Annotated in this window: 7 protein-coding genes; 1 reads left to right on the forward strand and 6 read right to left on the reverse strand. The window is 68.0% G+C overall.

Going from position 1 to position 13,939, the window contains the following annotated elements; all coding sequences use genetic code 11:
• The 4 genes from ACFWPK_RS00005 to ACFWPK_RS00020 form a co-directional block, all read right to left on the reverse strand.
• Nucleotides 1–6,338, reverse strand: a 6,338-nt coding sequence (locus ACFWPK_RS00005) for an amino acid adenylation domain-containing protein (protein ID WP_378912282.1), incomplete at its 3' end; no start/stop codon positions are given.
• Nucleotides 6,339–6,932: 594 nt separating this feature from the next.
• Nucleotides 6,933–9,206: a polyribonucleotide nucleotidyltransferase gene (locus tag ACFWPK_RS00010; RefSeq protein ID WP_378912283.1), complete on the reverse strand. Its 2,274-nt coding sequence runs from the start codon at nucleotides 9,204–9,206 to the stop codon at nucleotides 6,933–6,935.
• A gap of 398 nt (nucleotides 9,207–9,604) precedes the next feature.
• A complete protein-coding gene (rpsO, locus tag ACFWPK_RS00015; RefSeq protein WP_056811493.1) occupies nucleotides 9,605–9,874 on the reverse strand; it encodes a 30S ribosomal protein S15 in 270 nt (89 codons plus the stop codon).
• Nucleotides 9,875–10,000: 126 nt separating this feature from the next.
• Nucleotides 10,001–10,969 (reverse strand): bifunctional riboflavin kinase/FAD synthetase, encoded by a 969-nt coding sequence (locus tag ACFWPK_RS00020; RefSeq protein ID WP_378912284.1) that lies wholly within the window; start codon nucleotides 10,967–10,969, stop codon nucleotides 10,001–10,003.
• Between the two features lie 101 nt (nucleotides 10,970–11,070).
• On the opposite strand from ACFWPK_RS00020, the gene ACFWPK_RS00025 reads away from it, so the two are divergent.
• Complete coding sequence (locus tag ACFWPK_RS00025; protein ID WP_378912285.1) at nucleotides 11,071–11,832, forward strand: metal-dependent transcriptional regulator; 762 nt, start codon at nucleotides 11,071–11,073, stop codon at nucleotides 11,830–11,832.
• 9 nt (nucleotides 11,833–11,841) lie between these two features.
• Here the strand turns inward: ACFWPK_RS00025 and ACFWPK_RS00030 are convergent, their stop codons facing one another.
• Together ACFWPK_RS00030 and ACFWPK_RS00035 are read right to left on the reverse strand one after the other, a co-directional pair.
• The gene (locus ACFWPK_RS00030) at nucleotides 11,842–12,678 is read right to left on the reverse strand and encodes a hypothetical protein (protein ID WP_378912286.1); all 837 of its coding nucleotides are present in this window, start codon (nucleotides 12,676–12,678) and stop codon (nucleotides 11,842–11,844) included.
• A 128-nt stretch (nucleotides 12,679–12,806) separates the two neighbouring features.
• Entirely contained in the window at nucleotides 12,807–13,922 is a 1,116-nt protein-coding gene (locus ACFWPK_RS00035; RefSeq protein WP_378912287.1) for a LuxR C-terminal-related transcriptional regulator, read from the reverse strand.
• Between the last annotated feature and the right edge of the window lie 17 nt (nucleotides 13,923–13,939).

Here is a 13,939-nt window from a genome sequence, read left to right on the forward strand (position 1 = left end):
GTCGCCGACAGCCGTGCCAGCAGCACCGCGAACACCGCGTGCGCGGCCATGAACACCGTGATCCCCTGCGCACGAGCGAATTCCGCCAGTGCCCGATGGGTCGCGACATCGATCTCGACGCCGTGCATCGCACCGCGCCGGGAAGCGACCGCAGGCCGGGTCCGGTCGGTGGGCAATTCCAACTGCTCGGGCACCCCGGCCAGCGCGTCACGCCAGAACGAGAGCTGCTTCGCCGCCACCGATTCCGGATCGGCCGCATCGCCGAGCACGGCATGCTGCCACACGGCGTAGTCGGCGTACTGCACCTCCAACGGCACCCAACTCGGGACCTCACCGACGGCTCGCGTGCTGTAGGCCGTGAGCACGTCCCGGATCAACGGTCCGAACGAGAACCCATCGGCCGCGATGTGATGCAACACGATGACCAGCACATACTCCGCAGCCGCATTCCCCGCTGAATCAGCATGTGTTGCCACTGTGTTCGCGGCGACGCGGAGCAAGGTCGCGCGGGTCGGGGCATCGACGGTGAGGTCGAAGCCGGTGGCGGCGAAGGTGCGTACGGCGTCGGACAGCTCGGCCGCGCCCACGATGTGGGGGTGAACCTCGGGGAGGAGGCCGGTCGCGGGGAGGATCTCGGCGATGGCGCTGCCGTCGCGCTCCGGGTAGCGGGTGCGCAGGACCTCGTGCCGGTCCAGCACGTCGACGATCGCCGCCTGGAGTGCGGCGATGTCGAGGGTGCCGGTGAGTCGGACGGCCATCGGGATGTTGTCGGTGGCCGAGCCGGGGTCGAAGCGGTTCAGGAACCACATGCGCTGCTGGGCGGGCGAGAGCGGAAGCGGATCCGGGCGGCGTCCTGCCACCAGCGCGGGGCCGGTGCCCGTTCCACGCAGACGGTCGGCCGCCGCGGCGAGGGTCAGCACGGTCGTGGTATCGAAGAGCTGGCGGATCGGGATGCGGATGTCGAGGTCGGTGCCGATGCGTGCCATCAACCGGGTGGCGAGCAGCGAGTTGCCGCCCAGGTCGAAGAAGTCGTCGTCGCGACCGACCCGGTCCAGGCCGAGTACCTCGGCGAAGGCCGCCGCAACGACCTGCTCCGCGCCGGTTTCGGGCGCGCGGTAGACGGCGGCCTCGAAGATCGGCGCGGGCAGTGCGGACCGGTCGAGCTTGCCCACCGGGGTCAACGGCACGGCGTCGAGGGCGACGATCGCGGCGGGCACCATGTGCGCGGGCAGGTGCGCGGCGGTGTGCGCGATGAGGGTCGCGGTGTCGATCGTGGCTCCGGCGACGGGGACCACGTACGACACCAGCAGGGTCGCGCCCGCATCGGTGCGATGGCCGATGGTCGCGGCGAAATCGACGGCCCGGTGGCGGGCGAGAATCGCGTCGATCTCGCCGAGCTCGATCCGGAAACCGCGCACCTTCACCTGGAAGTCGTTGCGGCCCAGGTATTCCAGGTCGAACGAACCATCACGGCGCACCCAGCGCACGGTGTCGCCCGTGCGGTACATCCGATCACCGGGCGCACCGAAGGGATTCGTGACGAACCGGCCCGCCGTGAGCGCGGGCCTGCGGTGGTAGCCGCGCGCGAGCTGCGCACCGGCGATGTACAGCTCGCCGACGACGCCGACCGGCACCGGTCGCAGCCGCTCGTCGAGCACCAGTTCGGTGGTGCCCTCCACGGGCACGCCGAGGGTGACAGGTGTTGCTGCGCTGAGTGGTTCGCTGATATTGGTGACGATGGTCGTCTCGGTCGGACCGTATCCGTTGCGGAAGGTCAGCCCCGGAATCGCGGCGGTCCAGCGTGCCACCAGTTCCACGGGGCACGCCTCACCACCGACCACCACCACCCGCAGCTCGTCGAGCCCCTCCGGGTTCACCGTCGCCAGCGCCGAGGGCGTGATGACCACGTGGGTCACCCGCTCGACCCGCAGCAGTTCACCCAGCTCCGCCCCACCGAACACGCCGGCGGGCGCGACAACCATCGTCGCCCCTTCGGTCACCGTCAGCAGCAGCTCGGCTACGGAGATGTCGAACGACGGCGACGCCACATGCAGCACTCGCGAATCCGCCGACGCCAGATACCGCCCCGCCTGCACCGGCAGATATGCCGCGACCGCACCGTGCGGAATCACGACACCCTTGGGCAGACCGGTGGTTCCGGAGGTGTAGATGACATATGCCGGATCGAGCGGATCCACCGCACGTCCACCCGCCACGCCGTTCGAGACGGTGTCATCACCTGGCGAGATCGCGTCGTCGACGCCACCGAGACGATCGCCGACAGCTGCATCGGCATCGGTGCTATCCGAGGCTGTCGAATGACCGGCTCCGACACCCTGTTCGGCCGCTTCACCACGAGCGATCGCGGCAGTGGGCGCCAGCGGATCGACCACGAGCCAGTTCACCGTGGTGGGCAGATCCGCCACCACCGCATCGATGGTGATGCCCGCCGCCGCGCCGGAATCGGCGAGCATGTGCGCGATGCGGTCAGCAGGGTAGTTCGGGTCGACCGGAAGGAACCCCGCGCCGGACTTCACGACAGCCCAGACAGCGGTGACCGAGTCGGCGGAACGCGGAATACTCACGGCGACAAGGTCACCGGCGCCGATGCCGAGATCGGTGAGGCGGGCGGCCAGACGTGTGGAAACGGCGTCGAGCTCGCCGTAGGTCAGGGTGCGGGCGCCGTCACGGATCGCGATAGCGGTGGGGTCGGCGGCGGCGCGAGACAGCACTTCCGGCAGCAAGGGGGCTGGCGTCGACGGGCCGCCGGAGCGGGTGGTCAGCTCATCGAGCTCGGTGTCGATCAGCAAGGGCAGATCGGCGACGGGAGTCTGCGGGGCGGTGGCGATCGCGGCGAGCAAACCGGTGAAGCGGCGCACCATAGCGATGACGGTCGGCTCGTCGAATAGATCTGTGGCGTAGGAGAATTCGCCGGACAGCCCGTTGGCCGCGGAATCACGCACTGTCACCGAAAGATCGAACTTCTCGATGTCATAAGGCATGTCGACCGCGGCGGCGCGCAGACCGGGCAGTTCGAAGGTCGTCGACGGCAGGTTCTGTAGCGACAGCGCGACCTGGAACAGCGGATGGCGACCAGCGGAACGCGACGGCGTGAGCACCTCGACGAGCCGCTCGAACGGCAGGCTGGTGTGGTCGAACGCGGCCAGATCCCCGGCGCGAATGCGGCCGAGCAGTTCGGCGAACGGTTCCGCGCCGCGCACCTGGGTGCGCAGCACAGCGGTGTTGACGAACATACCGATGACATCGTCGAGTTCCGCCGCACCGCGTCCGGCAACCGGACTGCCGATCGCCACATCGGCATTGCCCGACAGCCGGGCGATCAGCACCGACAGCGCCGCGTGCAGCACCATGAACAGCGTCGCACCGTGTTCGGCCGCAACAGCATTCAGCGCGGTGACCACCTCGGCGTCGAGCTCGAACTCGACCCGGCGCCCGTGCATCGACGCGACGGTGGGGCGAGGCCGGTCGGTCGGCAGGCTCGACTCGTCCGGCAACCCGGCCAGCGCCTCACGCCAGAACGCGATCTCCCGCCCGGCCCGCGAGTCGGCATCGCCTTCCTCGCCGAGGACAGCACGCTGCCACAGGGTGTAGTCGGCGTACTGCACCGGCAACGGCGCCCACTGCGGCGCCGCGCCTTCGGTACGCGCGTAGTAGGCAGCCATCGTGTCACGCACCAGCGGACCGGCCGACCAACCGTCGGAGGCGATGTGATGCACCACCAGCACCAATACGTGATCACCGTCGACCTCGAACAACCTGGCCCGAATCGGCGGTGCGGCAGTGACGTCGAATCCGCGCAGGATCACGGCGGCCAGCACACCCGGAAGTTCTCGAGCACCGACACTGACCGGGGCCAGGTACCTCGCCACACCGTTGACCAGCAGGTTTGCCTCACCATCGAAGCCCCCCGTGCCAGCAGCGCGGATTCCACCACCCGCGCCGACCGCCTCACCGGCGTCGGTCGCAAAGAGCTCCGAGTTCGACTCGGCGACAAGCATTTCGAGTGCGTCAGCGGAAGTGAGCACCTGCTGCGTGCCCACACCATCGACCTCGGGATACACCGTGCGCAGCACCTCGTGCCGAGCGATCAGATCCCCGACCGCCGCCCGCAACGCCGCCTGATCCAGTACACCCGACAACCGCACCGCGATCGGGATGTTGTAGGCACCGGCCTCGGTATCGAACCGGTTCAGGAACCACATCCGCTGCTGAGCAGGCGAGAGCGGCACCACATCAGGTCGCGGGCCCGCGACGAGCGCGGGCCGGTCGTCGACCACGCCACCCTCGACCAGCTTCGCGAGTACCGCGACGGTCGGGCTGTCGAAGAAGTCGCGAACATCCACACGCACACCGAAATTCGCCTGCAACCGGCCGATGGCCCTGGTGGCGATCAGCGAGTTGCCGCCGAGGCGGAAGAAGTCGTCGTCCAATCCGATGGTCTGCACCCCGAGCAGCTCGGCGAACAACGCGGCGACCGAACGTTCGGTCGCGGTGCGGGGCTCCCGGAATGCCGCGGCGGCAACCCGGAAGTCGGGTTCCGGCAACGCTTTCCGGTCCAGCTTTCCGCTGGCATTGATCGGCATCGCGTCCAGCCGCACCAGCAGCGACGGCACCATGTACTCCGGCATCGACGCCTTGGCGTGCGCGATCAACTCGGCCTCGTCGATGGCCGCACCGTCGACGCTCACCACATAGCCGACCAGCGCCTCCCCCGCGGCGTGCTGATGCAGCACCACCGCGGCATTGCCGACCCGCGGATGGGCGGCCAACACGGCCTCGATTTCCCCCAGCTCGATCCGCAGACCACGCAGTTTCACCTGAAAGTCGGTGCGCCCCAGATACTCCAGCTCACCACGCGACTCACGCACCAGGTCACCGGTGCGATACATGCGCTCACCGGCCACACCGTAAGGGTTGGCGACGAACCGGTCCGCGGTCAGGCCCGGCCGCGCCACATAACCGCGCGCCAGCTGAACACCCGACAGGTACAGCTCGCCGACAACCCCGACGGGCACCCGATCGAGGTTCTCGTCGAGCACCAGCAGCCCGGTGTCATCGGCCGGGCCACCGATCGGCACCGACACCTCGTCGAGCGCGGTCACCTCGTGCGCGGTGACGTCGACCGCCGCCTCGGTGGGCCCGTACAGGTTGTGCAGCGCGGTCGACGACAGCTTGCGCAGCCGCGCGGCGGTGGCAGCGGGCAGCGCCTCGCCCGAGGCGAACACCATCCGCAACGACGACAGATCCACCTCGGGACCCAGTTCACCGACGAACGCGGCCAGCATGGACGGCACGAAGTGAGTCACAGTGACGCCATGCGCCGCGATCAACGACGCCAGATACGCGGGATCACCGTGACGACCCGGTTCGGCGACAACGAGCCGAGCGCCGATCTGCAAGGGCCAGAACAGTTCCCACACCGACACATCGAAGGTGTAGGGCGTCTTCTGCAACACCACGTCGGCATCGGTCATGCCGTAGCAGCGCTGCCGCCAATCCAGGTTCGCCACGATCGCCGCGTGGGTCACCGCCACGCCCTTCGGACGGCCCGTGGAACCGGAGGTGAAGATGACGTAGGCCGTATTGCCGGCGCGCACCCCGGAAACCACTGTGCCGGGCGCCGCGTCCCAGTCGATGTCATCGGTGCGCAGAACCGGCGCGCCGTTCAGATCCGGTTCATCGCGGGCACGCGTCACGACCACCACCGGCCGCGCCACCTCGAGCACATAGCGCAGCCGGTCCACCGGATGATCGGGATCCAACGGCACATACGCACCACCCGCCCGCACGATCGCGTGCACCGCGACGATCAATTCGACGCTGCGTCGCAGCGCCAGTCCGACCAGCGTCTCGGGACCGACACCCAACTCGACCAGCCGCGCCGCCAATACCCGCACCCTGGCATCGAATTCCGCGTAGGTCAGCACATCGTCAACGAACTGCACCGCGACCCGATCGGGCGTCCGAGCCACCTGCGCGGCGAACCGATCGACCAGTGTCGCGGCGGCCACCACCTCCATCCCCAACGCGGCCATCGCATCACCGGCCAGCGAATCCAGCAGCACACCGAAGGTCCCCTCGGCGGCATCGACCACGCCGGGGAACAGCTCGGCGAGCACCACCTGCACGAGCGTGTCCGCGTCCAGTGCCCCACCGGTGAGCTCGGCCATCAGCGTGAGCTGGGCATCGAGATCGGCATAGGACACCGCGGTGCCGTCGAACTCGACCGCGATCCGCGCCGGATCCATCGCCGCGACCGTCGCCACCAGCGCTGCCAGCTGTTCTGTTTCCGCGCGCGCCGGAGTGGGGTTGGTCATCGCACACTGCCTTCCATTACCGGCCGCGGGTAACGCCACGCGGCCGCAACAAACTCTCGGAACTCCCCGGCTCGCACCTGGGGTGAGGTGGATCGGCGCGGGGGTGGCCAACCTCGGGCACCCTGCCCGAAATCCACCCGCTCACACCGGATTCAGTGCGATCGGCTATGACACGATCGCGGCAATCCGGCTCGCCGCCACGCAACCAGCAATGACTCGGTTATCTCCCGACCTCCATCGTCAACCACGACACCTGAAACACGCGTCCGAACACGAGGAGAAGCGTATTCGTTTCAATAATAAACCGGACCAGATTCAGTCAAAATCACGGCTGGGCGACCCACTTTTCGACGCTGAGAACGGTCCAGCGATCCGACCGCGTACGCCGAGCCGACAGCGGTCGGCGCGCAGCTCCCGATGGGCGGCGTCACGGCTGTCGACACAGATTCTTACTGTGTCCGGACACACTAAGCGAGACAACGTTGCATCACCGTTGCATCATCGTGATCCAGATCACGAACACGTTCGGCGCCGGAAACGACAAAACCCCCGCCGTACAACGGCGGGGGTTTCGTCAGTCAGCTGGAGCGAGGCCTACTCGGCTTCGGTGGTCTCCTCGACGGCGGCCGGCTCGGCGGCAGCGGCCTCGTCCTCGACCGGGATCAGCGAGATCTTGCCGCGGTTGTCGATATCGGCGATCTCCACGCGCAGCTTGTCGCCGACGTTGACCACGTCTTCGACCTTGGCGACGCGCTTGCCGCTGCCCAGCTTGGAGATGTGCACCAGACCGTCGCGGCCCGGCAGGAGCGAGACGAACGCACCGAAGGCGGTGGTCTTGACGACCGTGCCGAGGAAGCGCTCGCCGACCTTGGGCAGCTGCGGGTTGGCGATGGCGTTGATCATGTCGATCGCGGCCTGGGCCGACGGCCCATCGGTCGCACCGACGAACACGGTGCCGTCATCCTCGATGGAGATGTTGGCGCCGGTTTCCTCGGTGATCTGGTTGATCATCTTGCCCTTGGGCCCGATGACCTCGCCGATCTTGTCGACCGGGATCTTGATGGCCGTCACGCGCGGGGCGTAGGGGCTCATCTCGTCCGGATCGGTGATGGCCTCGGCCATCACATCCAGGATGGTGGTGCGGGCGTCGTGCGCCTGGTTCAGCGCACCGGCGAGCACCTGCGAGGGGATGCCGTCGAGCTTGGTGTCGAGCTGCAGGGCGGTGACGAAGTCACGGGTACCCGCGACCTTGAAGTCCATGTCGCCGAAGGCATCCTCGGCACCGAGGATGTCGGTGAGCGCGACGTAGCGGACCTCGTCCTCACCCTTGTCGTTGGTGATGGTGTCGGAGACCAGGCCCATGGCGATACCCGCGACCGGCGCCTTCAGCGGCACACCGGCGTTGAGCAGCGACAGGGTCGAGGCACAGACCGAACCCATCGAGGTGGAGCCGTTGGAGCTCAGCGCCTCCGAGACCTGACGGATGGCGTAGGGGAACTCCTCCTGCGAAGGCAGCACGGGCATCAGCGCACGCTCGGCGAGCGCGCCGTGGCCGATCTCGCGACGCTTCGGCGAACCGACGCGACCGGTCTCGCCGGTGGAGAACGGCGGGAAGTTGTAGTGGTGCATGTAGCGCTTGGAGGTCTCCGGGCCGAGCGAGTCGACCTGCTGCGCCATCTTCACCATGTCGAGAGTGGTGACACCCATGATCTGGGTCTCGCCACGCTCGAAGATCGCCGAACCGTGGGCGCGCGGGATCACGTCGACCTCGGCGGAGAGCTGACGGATGTCGGCCAGGCCGCGGCCGTCGATGCGGAAACCGTCGGTGAGGATGCGCTGGCGAACCAGCTTCTTGGTGACCGAGCGGAACGCGGCACCCAGTTCCTTCTCGCGACCGGTGAAGTCATCACCCAGACGGGCGAGCACCTCGGCCTTGATCTCGTCGATGCGGGCCTCGCGGGCCTGCTTGTCGGCGATGCTCAGCGCCTGGTTCAGCTCGACCTTCGAGGTACCCTCGACAGCCTCGAACACGTCGGGGCCGTACGGCGGGAAGAGCGGGAACTCCTGGGTCGGCTTGGCGGCCAGCGCGGCCAGGTCGGCCTGGGCGCGGACCAGACGCGCGATGAACGGCTTGGCGGCTTCGAGACCCTCGGCCACCACGGCCTCGGTCGGGGCCTGCGCACCGTCTTCGATCAGCGCGATGACCTTGTCGGTGGCCTCGGCCTCGACCATCATGATGGCGACGTCGCCGGTGTCGGTGACGCGGCCCGCGACGACCATGTCGAACACGGCGCCTTCGAGCTGCTCGACGGTCGGGAACGCGACCCACTGGCCACCGATGAGGGCGACGCGGACGCCACCGATCGGGCCGGAGAACGGGATGCCGGACAGCTGAGTCGACGCCGAGGCGGCGTTGATGGCCACCACGTCGTAGAGGTCGGCCGGGTTGAGGCTCAGGACCGTGACGACGACCTGGATCTCGTTGCGCAGACCGTCGATGAAGGTCGGGCGCAGCGGCCGGTCGATCAGGCGGCAGGTCAGGATCGCGTCGGTGGAGGGGCGGCCCTCACGACGGAAGAACGAGCCGGGGATGCGACCCGCGGCGTACATGCGCTCTTCGACATCGACCGTCAGCGGGAAGAAGTCGAACTGGTCCTTGGGGTACTTGCCTGCGGTGGTCGCCGACAGCAGCATGGTCTCGTCGTCGAGGTAGGCGGCGACGGAACCCGCGGCCTGCTTGGCCAGACGGCCGGTCTCGAAGCGGATGGTGCGGGTGCCGAAGCTACCGTTGTCGATCAGCGCGACCGACTCGAAAACTCCGGGCTCGACCTCGACCGCAGTCGAAGGGCGTTCAGTTGTCTGCGTCATATTCTCTTCTCTCGACCTCTCGTCTCGCTGGTCGCGCTGCCGTTTCCAGGCGTACTTTGTCCCCTGGTGGGCGCGAACCCAGCTGTCGTCAGCCGTACCGGACACGGACACGTGGAAACCCTCCTGGCGTCCACGCGCAGCACCCGGCCGTATCCCCTTGGAAGCGGCGACGCGGAGGCGGTCATCGATCGAAGCCCGACGGCGGCGAGACAAACGCCTGCCGAAAGGCCACTACCGAAGACCGACGCCACGCGGACGAATGCATACGGCTGTCACATGTTGTAATGCAGCCGGGAACCCGATGGTCCCCGAATACACGAATAGCCAACGAGAAGAAGTGTACTTCTTCCCGTTGGCGTCGTGGCGACCGCCTCAGCGAGGAGGCGTGTCGAAGCAGATCAGCGGCGCAGGCCGAGACGCTCGATGAGCGAACGGTAGCGGTTGATGTCGTTGGCCTGCAGGTACTTCGACAGGCGGCGACGACGACCGATCAGGGCCAGCAGGCCGTGACGGGTGTGGTGATCGTGCTTGTGCTGCTTCAGGTGCTCGGTCAGGTCCGAGATCCGCTTCGACAGCAGCGCGATCTGCGCCTCCGGCGAGCCGGTGTCGGTGGGGTGCAGGCCGTATTCGGCGAGAATTGCCGACTTCTGCTCAGTGGTCAGCGCCATGTGGCTCGACTCCTATTTTCAGTTCCGCGCTCGAAGGTCCGGTTACCCGGGATGGGCGCCACCGCGGACCGCAGCAAACCCGAGGAGCCACTCTACTTGACTCTTAACAGCCGAGGTAAATCGGGCTCAGGCGTCCGCGGCGGTGAGGATTTTGCGCGCGGCCTCGACATCGCGGCCCATGGCCTCGACCAGATCGTCGATGGAGTCGAATTTGCGCATCCCGCGCAATTGTTCGACGAAATCGACACCGACGTGCTGGCCGTAGAGGTCGGCCTCACCGTCGAGGACGAACGCTTCGACGGTGCGGGAGCGGCCGGAGAACGTGGGGTTGGTGCCGACCGAGATCGCGGCCATCGCGCGCTCGCCGGGTGCGGCCCGACCGATGGTCGGACCTGACCCGAGCACGGTGAACCAGCCCGCGTACACCCCGTCTGCCGGGATCGCGGCGTGCATCGGCGGGGCGACGTTGGCGGTCGGGAAGCCGAGCCCGCGACCACGGCCGTCGCCGTGCACGACGACACCCTCGACACGATGCGGGCGTCCGAGCGCCTCGGCCGCCGCGGCCATATCGCCCGCGTCGACACAGGCGCGGATATAGGTGGAGGAGAAAGTGACGGCGTGTTCGCCGAGCAGGGTCACTCCGTCGACCTCGAAGCCGAACCGCGCACCGAGGTCGCGCATCGTGTCGACGGTGCCCGCGGCCTTCTTGCCGAAGGTGAAGTTGTCGCCGACCACGACCTCGGTGACATGCAGACGTTCGACCAGCAGGTCGTGCACGTATTCGGACGGGGTGAGCTTCATGAAATCCTGCGTGAACGGCATCACGCAGAACACGTCGATCCCGAGTTCGGCGGCCAGCTCCGCGCGGCGGGTCAGCGTGGTGAGCTGTGCGGGATGCGAACCGGGTCGCACCACTTCCATCGGGTGCGGATCGAAGGTCATCAGAACCGAAGGAACCCCACGCTTGCCCGCCGCGGCGACCGCGCGGCTGATCAGCTGCGCGTGCCCCCGATGTACCCCGTCGAACACGCCGATCGTGAGAACGCAACGCCCCCAGTCCGCGGGCACGTCGTCGAGACTTCGCCATCTCTGCACAGAGCGAAGCCTACGCAAAGCGGTGCCCGAACAGAATTCCGGTCTGACCGGATCACCGGTGCGCGCCGTGCCGGTTCGCCGATGTGTCATTCCGGCCAGGGATGCCTAACATTGGTGATGTGCCAGCTAAACGAGATGTCGCGACCCGTAGCGCGCTGACGCAGCCCGCCGAGCAGGCCGAACTCGCCGCCACCATCGCGCCCGACTTATCGGCGGTGGCACAGGATTATCTGAAGGTCATCTGGACCGCCCAGGAGTGGTCGCAGGAGAAGGTGTCGACCAAGCTGCTGGCCGAGCGGATCGGCGTGTCGGCTTCGACGGTGTCGGAGGCGGTGCGCAAGCTCACCGATCAGGGTCTGGTCGAACACGCCCGCTACGGCGCGATCACCCTGACCGAACACGGCCGTCGCGCCGCGGTCGCGATGGTGCGCAGGCACCGCCTGATCGAGACGTTCCTGGTGAACGAACTCGGCTACGGCTGGGACGAGGTGCACGACGAGGCCGAGGTCCTCGAACACGCCGTCTCGGACCTGCTCATGACCCGCATCGACGCGAAACTCGGCTACCCCGACCGCGACCCACACGGCGACCCCATCCCCTCCGCCGACGGCGCCGTCCCCACTCCCCCCGCCCGCCAGCTCAGCGACTTCGCCGCGGGCGAAGTCGGCCGGGTGGCCCGCATCTCCGATTCCGACCCCGCCATGCTGCGCTATTTCGACTCCGTCGGCATCGCCCTCGACACCACCATCGAGGTAGCCGAACGCCGCGATTTCGCCGGCACCATCGCCGTCCGCATCGCCTCGGCCGAAACCCCGACCGAGCTGGGAACCCTTGCCGCCGAAGCCATTTGGCTGACCGCGTAGTTCCCTGGATCAGCAGTTGAAGTAGGTGCGGAGGCGGTCCGGTACGCCGTCGGCGGAGGCCCTGGACCAGCAGGTGTCATGGGGGAACCTGACGTAGGTGGTCCAGGTTCCTGATGTGCGGGTGATGACGCGCTGGTTGTCGCCGGGGGTATCCCAGCGGATGACAGCCCACCGGCCGTCGCAGTCCGGGATGGTCGCGGTGGGTCCTGGATCGACGCCGAGTTCGGATTCGATGGTGGATTCGGCGCAGGCAGGGGCTGGTTCGGGTGCAGTGTCCTGGAAGCGCAGTTGGCCGGTGGCCGTGCCACCCGGGGTGACCAGGAACAGCGTGTGCATCCCCTCGGGGACCGGATTCGTTCCCGAGGGCGCCGTCATCCCGAAGCGATAGCAACCGATTTCGGTGATGAAGGCCGCCCGGCCCTGCTCGTCGGTGACACCGTCGCGGCGCACCGTTTCCACCGTTTCTCCGACAGGGATGTCGTTGCTCGACGGATCGCACGGCTGCTGCAGCGAAAGGTGAACCGGCACACCGGGAACGGGGATGCCGGACAGGGTCACGGTGCGCAGGACGACAGTGCCGGTCGCGGGTTCGGGTGGCCTCGCGGTCACCGCGGGGGCAGTGGAGGCACCCACGGAATTCGACGGTCCGGCCGGAGAAGCGGCGACCGGCGGCCCGGCCTGGGTGACCGCTGGAGCGGCGCTGGGAGTGGCGAGCGATTTCGGCGCGGCGATCGTGGTCGTCGGACGCGGCGATCCCTGCCCCTGCGGATCACCGCTGCCACAGCCCGCGAGCACCACCGTCACACCGGCGACGACACCGATCCAGGTCTTCCTGATCGCAGTCATGGTCTGCCCCTCCGCCGCGAAAGCTGTATATCTTCGCTATCGCCTGTTTCGGACAGGGCGTTAGCCGCGCGTCCAGTGCCACTGACAGCCGGCGTCACCGACGACTCCACGGATTCGGTGGGCGCGGCTCAGCTCGCGTGCCCGTCGAGCACACGCAGCGTGACCGATTCGGCCACCGGTTGCCGGAATTCGGTGAACAGGGCAGCGACGAGCTCACCACGACTGGTGACGCCCGTCTTGTCGAAGATGGACTTCACATGGTCGCGCACGGTGTGGGCGGAGACCAGCAGGTGCCGGGCGATGGCGGCCGTGGACAGTCCCGCCGCGATGAGTTCGGTGACCTCGAGTTCGCGCCGGGTCAGTTCATAGGCCGCGACGACGAGGGCGGCGACGTCCGACGGGGTCGCGTGTTCGATCACCAGCGCCGTCGTACTCGGTTCGCCGTTCGAGTCACGCAGGCACGAGGCGTGGCAGACGAGCCACTGCCCGGTCAGCGTGCGAATGCGGATGCGGGCGCTGTCGCCGGTGAGCCGCGCGCGGCCCGCCGTGCTGAGAATCCAGACAGGCAACGGCAATTCGAGGCCCGAGTCGGTCGTCGTCGCCGGGCCGGGCGGCATCAGCGCGAGCAGGGCACGTGCTTCGTCGTTGACCGAGAGCAATGCGCCGTCGGCGCCGAACAGCAGCAGGCCGGGCGCGTGGATGCCGTCCGAGCCCGCGGTCGCCGGTCGCGCGAAGCCGCGCAGCCGACGCGCCATCGGGACCGACAGTGCTCGCAGCACAGCGATATCGGCGGCGGCGAATGCCTTCCTGCCGCGTTCCCGGAACAGACTCACCTGCCCCCAGCCTTGCCCGTCCACCCGGAGCACGGCCCGCAACTCGTCACCGAAACCACGCGGCCGCATGAAGTTTCGATACAGCGGGCTCAGTGTCGGCCGGTCGCCTGTCACCGCGCGCAATCCGGCGACCGGTACCGGTGCCAGCGCGAGATCGCGGAACAAGTTGACGTGCTCGGCGAACAGCTCCGACTCCCAGTAGATCCCGCAGCCACCCTCGTGCAGGTTCTCCACCCGCACCGGCGCGGTGGTGAGCCCATTGACCGGATCGGTGGCCACCCACACCGCGGCGTCGAACCCCACTGTCCGGCGCAGTCGGGTAGAGGTCTGCGCGAACAACTCGTGCGCGTCCGGCGCGGCGGCGATCCCGGTGAGCAGGGCGGTCATCGAGGGCGAAGCCGGGGCGGTCATGCACCCATTGTCATCGG

This window comes from Nocardia sp. NPDC058519 (assembly GCF_042719755.1).
GTDB lineage: Bacteria > Actinomycetota > Actinomycetes > Mycobacteriales > Mycobacteriaceae > Nocardia.